The organism is Acuticoccus mangrovi (assembly GCF_016411865.1).
GTDB lineage: Bacteria > Pseudomonadota > Alphaproteobacteria > Rhizobiales > Amorphaceae > Acuticoccus > Acuticoccus mangrovi.
Genome location: NZ_JAEKJA010000005.1, coordinates 65,434 through 80,216, shown reverse-complemented (window position 1 = coordinate 80,216; position 14,783 = coordinate 65,434). Strand labels below are relative to the sequence as shown.

The following is a 14,783-nucleotide window of genomic DNA, read 5'->3' as shown; positions in this document are numbered from 1 at the left end:
AGCCTCCCCTCCTCGCCCGGTGCCGACGGGTCCGCCGCCCGCCGATCCCCGCTGAGGCAAGGCCTGGGCAAGCCGATCCCCCCTAAGGTTCTCCCGACGAGCACGCGAGTGCCCTACGAGCGGAGAAACTTGCCCGGGAGCAGAGGGGGATCCGATGAGCCTAACGTCGGCGGCAAAGCCCATCGCCATGCCTCAGCCGACGCTTCCATCGGTGCTGATGGCCGGCACCACGGCGCTCGCCACCCTTGTGCTGGCGGTCGGCTGGCTCGGCGGGTTCGACACCATGGTCCGCTTCGGCGACGGCTTCGCGGCGATGGTGCCGAGCACCGCGCTGGGCCTGATCCTGCTCGCCGCCGGCGTCCTCTCGGTCATGCGTGGGGCGCCTTCGCGCACCGCGTTGGCGACCGGCGCCGCGATCGGCGTCGCAATCATCACCGTCGCAAGCTTCGCGCTCCGCCTCACCACCCCCGCCAACGGGCTCGACGGCGCCCTCTTTCCCGTCACCATCGGCAACGAGGGGACGGCGCTCGCCACCACACTCCTCACCCTCGGCGGGTGCGTCTGTCTCTGGCGTCTCGGCGGGGCGTGCCGGCGGACCGACCGCGTGTTCGAGGTCGTGGCGAGCATCGGCTTCGCGCTCTCACTGACGGCGGGCGTCGGCTACGTGTTCGGCGCCGAGGCGCTCTACGGCCACTTCCTGTTTTCCTCGATGGCGCTGCCGACCGCCCTCGCCTTCGCGATGCTGTTCACCGCCTTCCTGCTCGCGGCGGGCGAGCGGACCTGGATGCGCTACTTCGTCGGCCCCGGCGCGGGCAGTGCCACGGCGCGGCGCATGCTGCCGGTGGTGGTGATCGGCCCGCTCTGCTTCGTCACCCTCAGGATGGTGGACAACGGCCACATCCTCGCAAGCCTCGGCTACAGCCTCATCACCGTGGCACTCCTGGCGCTCGCCGTCACCACCGTCGCCGTCAACGCGGCGGTGGAGAACGATGCGGAGCGCCGGGCGACGGCCGCCGTCAAGGCGCTCGACCAGTCGAAGCGCGAGGTGGAGCTCCTTCTGGCGGAGGTCCACCACCGGGTGAAGAACAACCTGCAGCAGATCCAGTCGATCATCCAGATCGAGTGCCGCGCGGCCGAGGGCGAGCGCAGCGTCGAGCAGCTCAAGGCGCTGTCGGCGCGGATTCGCTCCATCGGCATCGTCCACCAGCTTCTGATGACCTCGCCGACCATCGCCGAAATCGATCTCAAAGGCTTCGTGGGCGAGCTCCTCGACGCGATCCGCGCCTCGCACGGCCTCAACAAGCGCGGCATCACCATCGACGCCTCCATCGCCCCCTGCACCCTGCCGCTCGAGACGGCAGTCACCATGGGGCTCCTCGTCACCGAGCTCGTGACCAACTCCGTCAAGCACGCCTTCCCGCGGACGGCGAGCGGGCGGATCCTCATCTCGTTCGAGCACGCCGGCACGACCGCTCGCCTCACCGTGCGCGACGACGGCGTCGGCGGCGCGACGGGCGCGACCGACGCCGGCAAGGGCGGCGGCAAGGGCATCGGCAACACGCTGATCGTCGGCCTCGTCCACAAGCTCGGCGGCAACATCACCGTGACGACGTCAGAGGGAACCACCTCGTCGATCGTCTTTGACCTCGGAGCCGACCATGCACGCTGACGAACCTTCCATCGTCATCATCGAGGATGATCCGTTCATCTCGCTGTCCAATCAGTACATGTGCGAGGACCTCGGCATGCGTGTCGTCGGCGTCTGCGACAACGCCGACGACGGCATCCACGCGATCCTCACCCACAATCCCGACTACGTCCTGCTCGACGTTCGCCTCAAGGGCGATCGCGACGGTGTCGCCATCGCCAACGAGGTCATGCGCCAGGGCTTTCGCGGCGGCATCATCTACGCGACGGGATCGAACGATCCGGGCACCATCGCCCGCCTGCAGGCGACGAACCCGCTCGACATCCTCGTGAAGCCCATCGTCGATTCGCAGTTCTCGTCCACCATCCGCGTATAACGACGGGCGATGCGGGCGAGCACGGAGGATGCGGACGGGCGAGGGTGCGATTGGGCTCCGGTACGAATACGCGAGGGTGTGGACGGTCGGCGGGTGCGGGCGGTCAACCGTCGCCCGTCGGCAGGATCTCCGGCCCGCCCACGATGGCCGGGTCGGGCTTCGTCACCACCTTCTCGCTCCGCCCCGCATAGTCGATCGCCGATAGAACGATCCGCTGCGTGGCGAGCCGGGCCCGTCGCTTATCGTCCGCCCGAACCACGCTCCATGGCGCTTCGGCCGTGTTGGTGAAGACGAAAGTCTCGTCGATCGCCTTCGAATAGGCCTCCCACTTCGCAAGGCCCTCGACGTCGATCGTCGACAGCTTCCACTGCTTCAGCGGGTCCTTCTCGCGCGACAGCATCCGCCGCATCTGCTCCGCCCGGCTGACGGTGAGCCACACCTTGAAGAGGCGGATGCCGTCGGCCACCAGCATCCGCTCGAACTCCGACACCTGGCGGAAGAAGAGGTCCCGCTCGTCCTTGGTGCAGAAGCCGAACACCCATTCCACGACGGCGCGATTGTACCAGGAGCGGTCGAAGAAGACGATTTCGCCATAGGTCGGCAGGTGCGCGATGTAGCGCTGAAAGTACCACTGCCCCGCCTCCGCGTCCGACGGCTTGGAGAGCGCCACCACCCTCGCGCCGCGCGGATTGAGGTGCTCGCGGAACCGCTTGATCGCACCGCCCTTGCCCGCCGCGTCCCGCCCTTCGAACACCACCGCGACGCGCTCGCCCTTGGCCTTCACCCACGCCTGCAGCTTCACGAGCTCGATCTGAAGCGCATCGCGTGCCTTGTCGTAGGCCCCGCCGTCCATCCTTTCGGCGTAGGGGTAGGTGCCGGCGAGAACGTCGTTCTTCTCCGCCTTGCGCACGCGCTCGCGCAGCTCGTCCGGAAACTCGGTGTCGAAATAACGGCTGATGGCGCCGTCGAATGGGAGGTCGCGGGTCATCGTCGAAGGTTGGAGCGGATCGGGCCCGACGGCAAGTGCCGCGCCCGCGACCAGCCGGGCCGCGCGCTCCGGCGACGGGAGCCGGACGCGCCCCCACCCGGCCTCGCTCAGCCGGCGAGGAGGCGCGGCAGGAGGAGGGTGACCGCGGGAAAGGCGACGAGCAGCGCCACCCGCACGAGCTCGGAGGTGAAGAAGGGCATCACCCCCGCGAAGGTCTGGCGCATCGGCACGTCCTTCGCGAGGTGGTTGATGATGAAGACGTTGAGCCCGACCGGCGGCGTGATCAACCCGAGCTCCACCACGATGAGGATGATGATGCCGAACCAGATCTTCAGCTCGTTGGGTCCGAGGCCGAAGTCGAGATCGGCGATGACCGGCCAGAAGAAGGGGATCGCCAGGATCACCATGGAGAGGCTGTCCATCAGGCAGCCGAGGATCAGAAAGGCGACGATCACCAGGACGAGGACGGTGTAAGGCCCCATACCGCTGGTGGACAGGAACTCGGCCGCCGCCTGCGGCACGCCGGCCCGCGCCATGAAGATCTTCAGGAGCTCGGCGCCGAAGAGGATGAGGTAGATCATCCCCGTGGTGCGCGCCGTCTCGAGCAGCGCCTCGACGAACTGGCGCCAGTTGAGGCCCGCCCGCACGACGCCGTAGAGCCCCACGAGCACCACGCCGATGGCGGCCGCCGGCGTCGGGTTGTAGATCCCGGCATAGATGCCGCCGATGACGATGGCGAAAATCACCACCACCGGGATCACCCCGAGCGAGGCGGAGATCAGCTCCTGTCGCGGCACCCGCTCCCCCGGCGGCCCGGAGCCCGGCACCAGGCGTACATAGAGCCACACCGTCGCCATGAAGAAACCCACCGCGATGAGCCCCGGGATGAGCGCGGCGGCGAACATCGTGACGATGTTCACCTCGACGATGATGGCGTAGACGATCAGCACCACCGAGGGCGGGATGAGGATGCCGAGGGTTCCGCCCGCCGCGATGGTGCCCGTCGCGAGCTGCGGCGAGAAGCGGTAGCGGCGCAGTTCGGGCAAGGCCACCTGCCCCATGGTGGAGGCCGTCGCCGTGGACGAGCCGGACAGCGCCCCGAACCCGGCGCAGCCGACGAGGGCCGCCATCGCGACACCCCCGCGCAGGCCGCCGAGCCACGCGTTCGCCGCCCGGAAGAGGTCGCGTGACAGGCCGGTGCGCGCCGCGAGCCCGCCCATCAGGATGAACATCGGCAGCACCGAGAGGTCGTAGTTGGAGAACTGGGCGTAGCCGAGATCCTTCAGCTGGTTGAGGAGGATCGCGGGCCGCGCCTGGATCATCGTGCCGACGACGCCGACGAGGATCATGGTGTAGGCGATCGGCACCCGCACCGCGATGAGGAAGAGCAGCGCCAGGAGGCCGCCAACGCCGAGGATCATGCCGTCCATCAGGCCGCCTCTTCCGCACGCGGCGCCGTGAGCCAGGCCGGCCGGCCGAGGAGATGGCGCACTCCCTCCGCCGCGGTGATCAGCGCGGCGAGGAGGAGGAAGCCGAGCGACACCAGGATCGGCGGAAACGCCGTCCACAGCGGCAGCTTCAGGACCGGCGTCACCTCCACATAGCGCATGTAGCTCCCCATCCCCTTCCACATCTGGACGAGGAGGAGAGCGGCGAAGGCGAGCGCGAAGAGCGAGGCGAAGACCTCCATCGCCGCCTTGGTGCGCTCCCCCATTCCCTCGGTGAAGATGTCGACGGTCACGTTGGCGCCGACGAGCTGGCAGTAGGGCAGGAACATGAAGATGACGATGGCGATGATGTGCTTGGTGAGCTCGTGATCGGCCGCGAAGGGCCGCGCGAAGAGGAGGTTCGACACCGCGCTCGCCGCCGTCATCAGGGCAAGGGCGGTGGCGAGCAGGCCACCGGCGATCGCCCACAGCTTGATGAGGAGGGCGAGCGTGCGGACGACCTTGGCGAGCCCGCCCCGCGGCCGGGTCGCGACGCTCAAGACGCCGACGCCGCGATGCGGCCGCGCGCCGTCTCGATCGATGCGCGGCCGCCGTCGTGCGGATCGTCCGTCGCCGCCCGCGCCGTGGCGGGCGCGGTGGTCACGGCGGCTATCGCCGCGCGCCGCAAGGTGCGTCGAGACATGGTCCCCTTCCCACTGTTGTCGCCCGCGGTTCCGGTGCCGCGGGGGAAGGGCGGACGAAGCGCCCGCCCGAGGCCGGTTCAGTCGCCGGACTTATAGTGCGCGATCTCGTCCTTCGCCTTGGCGACGATCTCGCGCGCGTCGAAGTCCTTGTGCTCGGAGATCCACTGCTCCACCACCGGCAGGAGGTCGGCGTTGAAGTCCTGCATCTCCTCGCGCGACAGGACGACGTGCTCGTTGCCGGAATCGACGGCCATCTTGATGCCGGCATTGTCGGCGTCGCGCCAAATCTTGGCCACCTCCTTCAGCCACGCCTCGCCCGAGTTGTCGGTGAACACCTTCTTCAGGTCGTCGGGAAGCCCGTCCCACTTCGCCTTGTTCATCGACACCTGGAAGGTGGTGGTGCCGAAGCGCTCGTTGTCCGGCCCCTCGATCTGGTACTTGGTGGTCTCCTGGAGCTGCAGCGGCGGGATGATCTCGAACGGGATCAGCGCACCGTCGACCGCGCCGGTCGACAGGGATTGCGGCAGGTCCGGCACCGGCATCGTCACCGGCGTGGCACCCATCGCCTCCACCACCGCGTTGCCCGTCGGGCCGGGCACGCGCAGCTTCAGCCCCTTGGTGTCGTCCGGCCCGTTCACCTCCTTGCTGGCCATCTGCAGCGCCTGGCCGGCATGGACGTGGAGGAAGAGCACGTGGACCGCCTCATATTCGGGCGCCAGATAGTCGTCGAACATCGCCCGCATCGCGAGATTGGTGGCGGCGATGTCGTTGGTGAACACCGTCGGCAGCTCGAACGCCTCCGAGCGGGGGAAGAGGCCCGGAGTGTAGCCGTTCACCGTCCACACGATGTCGACCACCCCGTCGGCCACCTGGCGGAAGAGCTGCGGCGGCGATCCGCCGAGGCTCATCGACGGGTAGATCTCGATCTTGATGCGCCCGTTCGAGGCGTCCTCGATCCGCTTCGCCCAGGGCACCAGCATCTTGGTATGGGCGGGCGCCTTGGGGCCGAGGAAATGGTGAAGGGTGAAGGTGAAGTCCTGCGCGAGAGCCGCGCCCGACAACAGCGTCGCAGCAACGGCACCCGCCGCTGCAGCAAGGATTGTACGTCTCATATCTCTCCCTTTCGATCGGCCTGTACGGCCTTCTTTTCGTTGTCATTCGACGTGCCCGCTAGGGGGTACTCCCCGCCGAGCCCATCATCTCCACCGCGGCGACCAGGCGCAGGGCGGTGGCAAGTCCGGCCCCGGTCGCCACGCACATCTGCGGCAGGATCATCCATTCGAGCGCCCACGCGGTGCCGGAGCGCTCCTGCTCGTGGACGGCGGATTGGGCGAAACCGCCCAACCCCGCCGCCGTGAAGCGCGCCAGCGTCACGAGGAGCTCGGCCGCGATCGGGTTCGCCTTGTGCGCCATCGCCGACGAGCCGCCGCCGCCCGCGAGGCGGATCTCGCCGATGCCCTGCTGCGCCATCAGCGCCACGTCGGCGCCGATCTTGCCGAGCGCGGCCGACACCGCGGCGAGCCACGCGGCGTAGGCGGCAAGATTGCCGCGCTCGGTATGCCAGGCGGCGCCGGGATCGGCGAGGCCGAGCGCCGCGGCCATGTGGCGGGCGACCGCGTCGCCCTTCCCCTCCCACCCCTCGCGGGTGCCGACGGGACCGCCAAACTGGAGCACCTCGAGCCGCGGTCGCAGCCCCTCGAGCGCCGCCACCTCCCGGGCGAGCGGCGTCCGCCACTCCTTGATGCGGTGGCGCACGGTGACCGGCAGCGCCGCCTGCATGCGGGTGCGGCCCATCAGCGGCCGATCGCCGAACCGGTCGGCGAGCTCGCCGAGGGCGACGATCAGCGCGCCGAGCCGGGTCTCCAGCATCGCGTTCACCGAACGCAGCGCCAGCACGAGCGCGGTGTCCATGATGTCCTGGCTGGTGGAGCCCTTGTGGACGGCCACCGCATCGTCGCCCGCCGCCGCCTTCAGCGCCTTGACGTAGCCGGGCAGCGGGATCCCGTCCCGCAGGGTGGCGACGGCGAGCGCGTCCATGTCGGGGCGGAAGTCGGCGAGCAGCGCCGCGACGCGCTCGGCGGCGGCATGGTCGGCGAGCCCGTTGGCCGCGAGCGCCCGCGTCAAGGCGAGCTCCACCGTGTTGTAGAGCGCCAGCGTGTGATCGGGCGCGAACACCGCGGCCGTCTCCGCGTCGCCGAAGAGCGGCGCGAACAGGCTGTGCTCGAAGACGGTGACCCCCATCGTCAAACGTCGAGGAAGACGGTCTCGCCGTCCCCCTGCAGGCGGATGTCGAAGGTGTAGACGTTGCCTTCGCGCTCGGCGATCAAGGTCGCCCGCCGCGTCGGATGCTCGATGCGGTTGAGCACCGGGTCGACGGCGTTGGCCTCGCTCTCCTGCGGAAAATACATCCGCGTGTGGAGGCCCACGTTGATCCCTCGCGCCACGATCCAGAAAGCGATGTGGGGAGCCTGCACCCGTCCGTCCCCCAGCGGCACCTTGCCGGGCACGATGGTCTCGAACACGTAGACCCCGTTGTCGCCCGACACGGCGGCCCGGCCCCATCCCTTGAAGTGACGGTCGGAGAGCCCGCGGCGCTCGGCGGGCGAGTTGTAGAGGCCGTCCGCGTCCGCCTGCCAGATCTCCACGCACGCGTCGCGGATCGGCGCGCCGGCACCGTCGAAGATGCGGCCCTTGATGGTGATCTTCTCGCCCTTCACCCCGTCCGAATAGAGCGGGCCGGACCCGAGGTCCTCGGGATAGGTGTTCTCCACCCCGGCGAAGGTCGGCACCATGCCGATATGGACATAGGGTCCGGCGGTCTGCGACGGGGTCTCTCTGAGGCGGGCCATCAGTTGCCCTCCGGCCGGTTCTCAAACGGCGTCGAGCGGCGGCCCCGCAGCACGATGTCGAAGCGCCAGGCGCGGGCGTCGAAGGGAACGGTGGCGTCCATGTCGAGTGTCGCCGTCATCATCGCGATCCCCTCCGCGTCGGGCACGGTGCCGACGATGGGGCAGAGCGGGATCGACGGGTCGCCCTCGAAATACATCTGGGTGATGAGGCGCTGGGCGAAGCCGTGGCCGAACACCGAGAAGTGGATGTGGGCGGGCCGCCAATCGTTCGCCCGGTTGGGCCAGGGATAGGCGCCGGGCCGCACCGTCATGAAGGCGTAGGAGCCGTCCTCCCTGGTGAGCGTGCGGCCGCAGCCGCCGAAGTTCGGATCGAGGGGGGCGACGTAGGTATCGCGCACGTGGCGGTAGCGGCCGCCGGCATTGGTCTGCCAGATCTCGATGAGGGCGTCGGGCACCGGCCGCCCCTCCCCGTCCATCAGCCTGCCGTGGACGATGATGCGCTCGCCGATGGCGCTCAACCCGGGTTGCGCCCAGTTGCGCGTCAGGTCGTGATCGAGCGGGCCGATGGTGTCGTGGCCGAACATCGGCCCGGTGATCTCGGTCGGCGTGTTCTGGAACGAGATCAGCGCCTGACGCGGAGAGCGCAGCACGCTCGTCTTGTAACCGGGGTCGAACGCAGCAGGGTGCAAAGCGAGATCGCGCGGAATGAAGGGGCGCGCGTCGCCGGGATCGTTTCTCACGTCGTTCCTCCGCTCATTTCGCTCTCGCGCTCGGCGTCCATTGCGGCGAGCGTCGTCTTGGCGATCTTGATCGCATGGTTGGCGGCCGGGATGCCGGCATAGATCGCGACATGCATCAGCACCTCGGCGAGGTCTTCGGGCGTCGCGCCGGTGTTGCGGGAGGCGCGCACGTGCATCTCCACCTCGTCCCATCGGCCGAGGCTCGCGAGGATCGCGAACGTGACCATCGAGCGCTCGCGAGGCGTGAAGTGATCGTTCGACCAGACATGGCCCCACGCGGCCTCGGTGATCATCCGCTGGAAGCGTTCGTCGAACGACGTCTTCGCGCCCTCGGCCCGATCGACGTGGGTCGTCCCCAGAACGCGACGCCGCGTTTCCATCCCGGCGGTGAAGGGGTCGAAGCCATCGGTCATCGGGAGAGGCCTTTTCTGGTCATGAAGTCGACGAGCGCGTCGGCGACGGCGTCCGGCCGCTCCACGCAGGGAATGTGGCCGGCCCCGTCGATCACGTGGAGCTCGGCGCCGGCAATGAGATCGATGGTGCCGCCGACGAGCGCCGGCGGCGTCGACCCGTCGGCGGTGCCGGCGATGCCGAGGGTGGGCACGGCGATCGCCGGCGCATCGGCGGTGAGGTCGGTGTCGCGCAGCATGGCGCAGATCGCGGCGTAACCCTCCGCCGGCTGGCGCACCAGCATGTTCACCATGCCGTCGAGGATGGCGGGCTCGGCCTCGCGGAAGGCGGGCGAGAACCACCGCTCCATGATCGCGTCGGACATGGCCGCCAGCCCCTTGCCGCGCACCGTCTCGATGCGCGCGTTCCAGTCGGCGGCGGTCCCGACCTTCGCCGCCGTGCAGCACAGGACGAGACCGGCGAGGCGGTCGGGATGGGCCTTGGCGAAGCCCTGCGCCACCATGCCGCCGACCGAGAGGCCGCACACGACCACCTTGGCGAGGCCGAGATATTCGACGAGGCCGGCGAGATCGGCGACGTTCGCCTCCAGCGTCTCGGCCGGCGCGAGATCGGTGAGGCCGTGGCCGCGCATGTCGTAGCGCACGATGCCGTAGCTCTCCGGCAGCCGGGCGACGACGCCACCCCAGATCCGAAAATCGGTCCCGAGGGAGTTGGCGAACACGATGGTGGGTGCGCCCGGCGCGGCAGGACGCTCCTCATAATGGAGGGTCACGCCCGCAAGGGTGGCAAACGGCATAGCAACCTCTTCCGGCGACATCCGGGCTCAGAGGTTGCCACCGCTTCACGCGAATGAAAAATGACGATTCAGGTTTTTTCTATACCGGAATCGATATGAGTGAGACGAGCCGATTGAGGGTGCGCCATCTGGAAGTCCTCGTCGAGGTGGCACGCCATCGGAGTGTCAGCCGCGCGGCCGACACGCTCAACATGACGCAGCCCGCCGTCTCGCGCACCCTGCGCGAATTGGAGGCGGTGTGCGGCAAGCCGCTGGTGGAGCGCGACGGCCGCGGCATCCGCATCTCGCCGGACGGCGAGATCTTCCTGCGCCACGCGGGGGCGAGCCTCGCGGCGGTCCGCGGCGGCCTCGCCGCCCTCTCGGAGGGCGCGGTGGGCGACGGGCCGCCGGTGCGCATCGGCGCTCTGCCCACCGTGTCGACCACCATCGTTCCCGCGGCGGTCGATCTCTATCTGCGGCAGGGACGCGGCAATCGGCTCCGCATCGCGAGCGGCGACCAGGACCTTCTCCTCGACCGGCTGCGGCGGGGCGGGCTCGACCTCGTGGTCGGTCGCCTGCCCGCCCCGGAGGACATGGAGGGGCTCGCCTTCGAGCCCCTCACCCACGACCGCGTGGTGTTCGTCGTCCACCGCGACCATCCGCTCGCCGCCCCCGGCGCCGGCGCCCTCGACGGCATGGCGCACTATCCCGTGCTCCTGCCGCCGCGCGGGTCGATCATCCGCCCCATGGTGGACCGCCTCTTCGTGGAGCACGGCATTCCGGAACCGCCGCGCGCGGTGGAGACGGTGTCGGACTCCTTCGGCCGCACCTTCGTGCGGCGCTTCTGGGCGGTGTGGATCATCTCGCGGGGCGTCGTGCTGGCGGAGATCGACAGCGGCGAGTTCCGCCCGCTCGCCATCGACACCACGTCGACGCTCGGCGCGGTGGGCCTCACCACCCGCGCCGGGGTGGCCCGCAGCGCCGCGGCCGAAGTCTTCATCGAGGCGGTGCGCAAGGTCACCGTTCGGTGATCCATCGAACACCGACGCTCGCGGACGCTTTATTTCGGCGTGATCCGGGCTCTACTGTAGAGTGCATCCCGATCCTGCAGAACAACAACCACAGGGATGCCGCCATGACCAAGCCTTGGACCCTGACTGCCCTCGCCGGTGCGGTCGCCGCCGCCGCGGCGATGGCGACGAGCCCGGTCGAGGCCGCCAACGAGAAGTGCTTCGGCGTTTCGCTCGCCGGGGACAACGATTGCGCCGCCGGTCCCGGCACCACCTGCGCCGGCACCTCCACCGTCGACTATCAGGGCAACGCCTGGAGCCTCGTTCCGGAGGGCACCTGCGCCACAACCGAGCTGCCGGGCGGTCGCCACGGCGCCACCGAGGCGAACCTCAAGGCGGAGGGCTTCACCGGCCTCGATCGCGACCTGCCCGCTGGCACCGCCACCACCGGGTTGAAGCCCGTGCCCGAGCCTTCGGCCTGAGCCGCGCCGCAGGCGAGCGAGGCGACGATGACCTTCGCCCCCGGCGACGTCCCGCCCCGCGCGGGGATCGGCTTCAAGCACGCCCATGCCGAGGCGCTGCTTGCCGATCCCGGCCGCGTCGGCTTCGTGGAGATCCATGCCGAAAACTATATGGGCGCCGGCGGGCCGCCGCACCGCGCCCTCGCGGCGGTGCGCGAGGTGCTGCCGCTGAGCCTCCACGGCGTCGGCCTGTCGATCGGGGCCGAGGCGGGGCTCGATCCGGCCCACCTCGCCCGCCTCGTCGCGGTCGCCGAGCGCACCCGTCCGGGCCTCGTCTCCGAGCATCTCGCCTGGTCGACCCACGAGGGCGCCTACTTCAACGACCTCCTGCCGCTTCCCTACACCGATCGGGTGCTCGACCGCGTCGCCCGCCACGTCGACGAGGTGCAGACGGCCTTGGGGCGCACGATGCTGCTTGAAAACCCCTCGCGCTACGCCGCCTTCGAGGCCTCCACCATGAGCGAGACGGCGTTCCTCAGCCGCCTCGTGGCGATGACCGGCTGCGGCCTCATCCTCGACGTCAACAACGTGGCGGTGTCGGCGGCGAACCTCGGCTTCGCCGCCGAGGACTATCTCGGCGCATTCCCGCTCGCCGCCGTCGGCGAGATCCACCTCGCCGGCCATCGGGAGGACGCGGCCGGAGACCTCCTGATCGATACCCACGACGGGCCGGTCTCGGCCGACGTCTGGTCGCTCTACCGCAACGTGGTCGAGACGATCGGCCGCCCCCTCCCGACGCTCATCGAGTGGGACGCCGCCGTGCCGCCGTTCGACACTCTCGCCGCCGAGGCGGAGAGGGCGGAGGCGATCCTCACCGCCGTCCGCGCCCGCGAGGCCGTCTGATGGCGGAGCCGCCGCCCCGCCGCGCCGAGGCTCAGGCGGCGTTCGCGGCGGCGCTTCTCGACCGTTCGCAACGGGTCGCCGGCCTCGTCGACGGGCACGGACGGGCGGCGCCGGAGCGCTTCATGGTGTGGCGCAACACGATGCGCGCCTCCCTCGCCGACGCACTCGGCGCCGCCTTCCCCGCCACGCGCCGGCTGATGGGGGACGACTATTTCCGCGCCGCCGCCCTCCACTATGTCGAACGCGAGCCGCCTCGCTCGCCGCTCCTCATGACGTACGGCGGCAACTTTGCCGACGCGATCGCGCGCCTTCCGGGCCTCGCCCCCTACCCGTTCGTGCCGGAAGTGGCGCGGCTGGAGTTTTGCCGCCTCACCGCCTACCACGCCGCCGACGCCGCACCGCTGCGGCCGGAGGATCTCGCGGCGCTCGCCGCCGACGCCCTCCCCACCGCCCGCTTCGATGCCCATCCGGCAGCCGCCCTCCTCCCGCTCCCCGCCGGAGGGCTCGCCGCCTGGCAGAAGAATGCCGACCCACCCGCGGATCCCTCGCCGGAGCCCGCCGCCCTCGTCACCCGTCCTGACCTTGACGTGCGCGTCACACCCCTTTCGGCGGCGGCGGCCGATTTCGCCGCACCTCTTCTCGCCGGGCGACCGCTTGGCGAAAGTGCCGCGTTGGCCGAGAATGCCGATATTGTCGAGGTCCTTAGCGTCCTTCTCCGCGAAGGTGCGTTCTGCCGCGTGAGTGTGACTTCGCCGACCTAGCCAAAGGCCGCCGCGTCCGCCACGACGTCGAACATCTCGGGCTATTCTGGGAGGCCGGCTCCATGCTCATCCTCGCGCGTGTCTACCACGTCGTCTTCTTCTCCATGCAGCGCCTGTTGGAGGACTGGCTCATCGGCACCCTCGGCCGGCTCGTCTTCGCCGGGGTCCTGCTCGTCTATTTCCTCAACAGCGCCCTCACCAAGTTCGGCGACGGCGTCATGGGCCTCGTCGACCTCGACGCCGGCGCCTACGCGCAGATCCTGCCCAAGCAGATGGAGGCGGTGGGCTACGACCCGACCGAGCTCGGCCTCTTCGAGCACATCACCGTCTACGTCGGGACCTATGCCGAGCTGATCCTGCCCTGCCTCATCGTCGCCGGCTTCCTCACCCGCTTCGCCTCGCTCGGCATGATCATCTTCGTCATCGTCATGACCTGGTCCGACATCACCCAGCACGGGGTGGATGCGTCGGCGATCGGCTCCTGGTTCGGTCCCCAGTCCGGCTCACTCATCGCCGACCAGCGCGCGCTGTGGCTCTTCCTGCTGGTGACGCTGGTGCTGAAGGGGCCGGGCCCGATCTCGCTCGACGCCCTCTTCGGCCGCATGTGGCTGCGGCGATGAGCTTCGCGTCCGACAACTGGGCCGGCGCCTCCGACGCGGTGGTCGCCGCCCTCGCCGCCGCGGCCGACGGCTTCGCGCCCGCCTATGGCGGCGATCCCCTCACCCATGAGGCGCATGCGCTCGCGGCCGCCTTCTTCGAGCGCGAGGTGGCGCTGTTCTTCGTCTCGACCGGCAGCGCGGCGAACAGCCTCTCCCTCGCGGCGGCGTCGCGGCCCGGCGGCGTGGTGATCTGCCACGTCGATGCCCACATCGCCCGCGACGAGGCCGGCGCGCCAGGCCTCTTCGCCCCCCACCAGACGCTCGATCCGATCGACGGCGCCGCAGGCCGCCTCACCGCCGACGCGGTCGCCGCCCGCCTTGCCGAATATCCCGAGGGCGTCGTCCACCACGGTCGCCCGACCGCGATCAGCCTCACCAACGTCAACGAGTTCGGTCAGTGCTACGGCGGTGGCGAAGTGGCGGCGATCGCCGACGTCGCCCACGCGCGGGGCGCGATGGTGCACCTCGACGGGGCGCGCTTCTTCAACGCCCTCGCCCATACTGGCGCTGCGCCGGCCGACCTCACCTGGCGCGCCGGCGTCGACATCATGTCGCTGGGCTTCACCAAGGTCGGGGCGTTCTGTGCCGAGGCGGTGGTGCTGTTCGATCCGGCGATGGCGGAGGACTTCGCCTACCGCCACAAGCAGGCGGCGATGCTGTTCTCCAAGAACCGCTTCGCCGCGGCCCAGGCGGTGGCGCTGTTGAAGGACGGTCACGCGCTCGCCCTCGCCGCCCACGCCAACGCGATGGCGACCCGCCTCGCCGCCCTCCTCGAAGCGAGCCCGGAAGCCGCCCTCCTCTTCGCCCCGGAGGCCAACGAGATGTTCGCCTATCTGGCGCCGGCCCTCTCGGCACGGCTTGCCGCCGCGGGCATCGTCGCCCATGCGATCGGCGTGCGCAGCCGCCTTCTGCCGCCGGCTCCCGGGCCGGACTGGACGTTGCAGCGCTTCGTCACGAGCTTTCGCACCGACGCGGCGCAGCTCGACGCCCTCGCTGCCGCGCTGTCCGAGTAGCGCACCTTCCGGCTAGCGCGCTTGCCGCTCAGGTTGGATCAACCTGAGCGAAGAGCAA

Annotated in this window: 17 protein-coding genes; 8 read left to right on the top strand and 9 right to left on the bottom strand. The window is 69.9% G+C overall.

What is annotated here, in order from left to right; genetic code table 11:
* Nucleotides 1-154 precede the first annotated feature (154 nt).
* Nucleotides 155-1,669 (top strand): sensor histidine kinase, encoded by a 1,515-nt coding sequence (locus JCR33_RS07055; protein WP_198881336.1) that lies wholly within the window; start codon nt 155-157, stop codon nt 1,667-1,669.
* Nucleotides 1,659-2,024, top strand: coding sequence for a response regulator (locus JCR33_RS07050; protein WP_198881335.1), 366 nt, complete (start codon nt 1,659-1,661; stop codon nt 2,022-2,024). The genes JCR33_RS07055 and JCR33_RS07050 overlap by 11 nt, the downstream gene beginning before the upstream one ends.
* A 103-nt stretch (nt 2,025-2,127) precedes the next feature.
* On the opposite strand, the gene ppk2 is transcribed toward JCR33_RS07050, so the two are convergent.
* The 9 genes from ppk2 to pcaD form a co-directional block, all read right to left on the bottom strand.
* On the bottom strand, nt 2,128-3,012 hold the full coding sequence (gene ppk2, locus JCR33_RS07045; RefSeq protein ID WP_198881334.1) for a polyphosphate kinase 2: 885 nt from the start codon (nt 3,010-3,012) through the stop codon (nt 2,128-2,130).
* Nucleotides 3,013-3,119: 107 nt separating this feature from the next.
* On the bottom strand, nt 3,120-4,442 hold the full coding sequence (locus tag JCR33_RS07040; RefSeq protein WP_211110126.1) for a TRAP transporter large permease: 1,323 nt from the start codon (nt 4,440-4,442) through the stop codon (nt 3,120-3,122).
* Entirely contained in the window at nt 4,442-4,999 is a 558-nt protein-coding gene (locus JCR33_RS07035; protein WP_232372408.1) for a TRAP transporter small permease, read from the bottom strand. Before JCR33_RS07035 ends, JCR33_RS07040 begins: the two co-directional genes overlap by 1 nt.
* A gap of 221 nt (nt 5,000-5,220) precedes the next feature.
* A complete protein-coding gene (locus JCR33_RS07030; protein ID WP_198881333.1) occupies nt 5,221-6,255 on the bottom strand; it encodes a TRAP transporter substrate-binding protein in 1,035 nt (344 codons plus the stop codon).
* Nucleotides 6,256-6,313: 58 nt separating this feature from the next.
* Nucleotides 6,314-7,384 (bottom strand): 3-carboxy-cis,cis-muconate cycloisomerase, encoded by a 1,071-nt coding sequence (locus JCR33_RS07025; RefSeq protein WP_198881332.1) that lies wholly within the window; start codon nt 7,382-7,384, stop codon nt 6,314-6,316.
* A gap of 2 nt (nt 7,385-7,386) precedes the next feature.
* A complete protein-coding gene (gene pcaG, locus JCR33_RS07020; protein WP_198881331.1) occupies nt 7,387-7,992 on the bottom strand; it encodes a protocatechuate 3,4-dioxygenase subunit alpha in 606 nt (201 codons plus the stop codon).
* Nucleotides 7,992-8,732 (bottom strand): protocatechuate 3,4-dioxygenase subunit beta, encoded by a 741-nt coding sequence (gene pcaH, locus JCR33_RS07015; protein ID WP_198881330.1) that lies wholly within the window; start codon nt 8,730-8,732, stop codon nt 7,992-7,994. Before pcaH ends, pcaG begins: the two co-directional genes overlap by 1 nt.
* A complete protein-coding gene (pcaC, locus tag JCR33_RS07010; protein WP_198881329.1) occupies nt 8,729-9,145 on the bottom strand; it encodes a 4-carboxymuconolactone decarboxylase in 417 nt (138 codons plus the stop codon). The genes pcaH and pcaC overlap by 4 nt, the downstream gene beginning before the upstream one ends.
* Nucleotides 9,142-9,939, bottom strand: coding sequence for a 3-oxoadipate enol-lactonase (pcaD, locus tag JCR33_RS07005; protein WP_198881328.1), 798 nt, complete (start codon nt 9,937-9,939; stop codon nt 9,142-9,144). Before pcaD ends, pcaC begins: the two co-directional genes overlap by 4 nt.
* Nucleotides 9,940-10,034: 95 nt before the next feature.
* Here pcaD and pcaQ point away from each other — a divergent pair, with 95 nt between their 5' ends.
* The 6 genes from pcaQ (at nt 10,035) to JCR33_RS06975 (ending at nt 14,725) form a co-directional block, all read left to right on the top strand.
* Complete coding sequence (gene pcaQ, locus JCR33_RS07000) at nt 10,035-10,949, top strand: pca operon transcription factor PcaQ (protein WP_198881327.1); 915 nt, start codon at nt 10,035-10,037, stop codon at nt 10,947-10,949.
* Nucleotides 10,950-11,053: 104 nt separating this feature from the next.
* A complete protein-coding gene (locus tag JCR33_RS06995) occupies nt 11,054-11,410 on the top strand; it encodes a BufA1 family periplasmic bufferin-type metallophore (protein ID WP_198881326.1) in 357 nt (118 codons plus the stop codon).
* 27 nt (nt 11,411-11,437) lie between these two features.
* The gene (gene bufB / locus JCR33_RS06990; RefSeq protein ID WP_198881325.1) at nt 11,438-12,292 is read left to right on the top strand and encodes an MNIO family bufferin maturase; all 855 of its coding nucleotides are present in this window, start codon (nt 11,438-11,440) and stop codon (nt 12,290-12,292) included.
* Nucleotides 12,292-13,053, top strand: a complete 762-nt coding sequence (locus tag JCR33_RS06985) for an HvfC/BufC N-terminal domain-containing protein (RefSeq protein ID WP_198881324.1) — start codon at nt 12,292-12,294, stop codon at nt 13,051-13,053. Before bufB ends, JCR33_RS06985 begins: the two co-directional genes overlap by 1 nt.
* Before the next feature lie 62 nt (nt 13,054-13,115).
* Nucleotides 13,116-13,673 (top strand): DoxX family protein, encoded by a 558-nt coding sequence (locus JCR33_RS06980; protein WP_198881323.1) that lies wholly within the window; start codon nt 13,116-13,118, stop codon nt 13,671-13,673.
* A complete protein-coding gene (locus tag JCR33_RS06975; RefSeq protein ID WP_198881322.1) occupies nt 13,670-14,725 on the top strand; it encodes a threonine aldolase family protein in 1,056 nt (351 codons plus the stop codon). Before JCR33_RS06980 ends, JCR33_RS06975 begins: the two co-directional genes overlap by 4 nt.
* Nucleotides 14,726-14,783: the final 58 nt, after the last annotated feature.

Coding starts and splice junctions, on each gene's coding strand:
- pcaD (WP_198881328.1), bottom strand. CDS start 9,939: ATGCCGTTTGCCACCCTTGCGGGCGTGACCCTCCATTATGAGGAGCGT.
- JCR33_RS06985 (WP_198881324.1), top strand. CDS start 12,292: ATGGCGGAGCCGCCGCCCCGCCGCGCCGAGGCTCAGGCGGCGTTCGCG.
- pcaG (WP_198881331.1), bottom strand. CDS start 7,992: ATGGCCCGCCTCAGAGAGACCCCGTCGCAGACCGCCGGACCCTATGTC.
- ppk2 (WP_198881334.1), bottom strand. CDS start 3,012: ATGACCCGCGACCTCCCATTCGACGGCGCCATCAGCCGTTATTTCGAC.
- pcaQ (WP_198881327.1), top strand. CDS start 10,035: ATGAGTGAGACGAGCCGATTGAGGGTGCGCCATCTGGAAGTCCTCGTC.
- JCR33_RS07040 (WP_211110126.1), bottom strand. CDS start 4,442: ATGGACGGCATGATCCTCGGCGTTGGCGGCCTCCTGGCGCTGCTCTTC.
- JCR33_RS07030 (WP_198881333.1), bottom strand. CDS start 6,255: ATGAGACGTACAATCCTTGCTGCAGCGGCGGGTGCCGTTGCTGCGACG.
- JCR33_RS07025 (WP_198881332.1), bottom strand. CDS start 7,384: ATGGGGGTCACCGTCTTCGAGCACAGCCTGTTCGCGCCGCTCTTCGGC.
- pcaC (WP_198881329.1), bottom strand. CDS start 9,145: ATGACCGATGGCTTCGACCCCTTCACCGCCGGGATGGAAACGCGGCGT.
- JCR33_RS07055 (WP_198881336.1), top strand. CDS start 155: ATGAGCCTAACGTCGGCGGCAAAGCCCATCGCCATGCCTCAGCCGACG.
- JCR33_RS06980 (WP_198881323.1), top strand. CDS start 13,116: ATGCTCATCCTCGCGCGTGTCTACCACGTCGTCTTCTTCTCCATGCAG.
- bufB (WP_198881325.1), top strand. CDS start 11,438: ATGACCTTCGCCCCCGGCGACGTCCCGCCCCGCGCGGGGATCGGCTTC.
- JCR33_RS07050 (WP_198881335.1), top strand. CDS start 1,659: ATGCACGCTGACGAACCTTCCATCGTCATCATCGAGGATGATCCGTTC.
- JCR33_RS06975 (WP_198881322.1), top strand. CDS start 13,670: ATGAGCTTCGCGTCCGACAACTGGGCCGGCGCCTCCGACGCGGTGGTC.
- JCR33_RS06995 (WP_198881326.1), top strand. CDS start 11,054: ATGACCAAGCCTTGGACCCTGACTGCCCTCGCCGGTGCGGTCGCCGCC.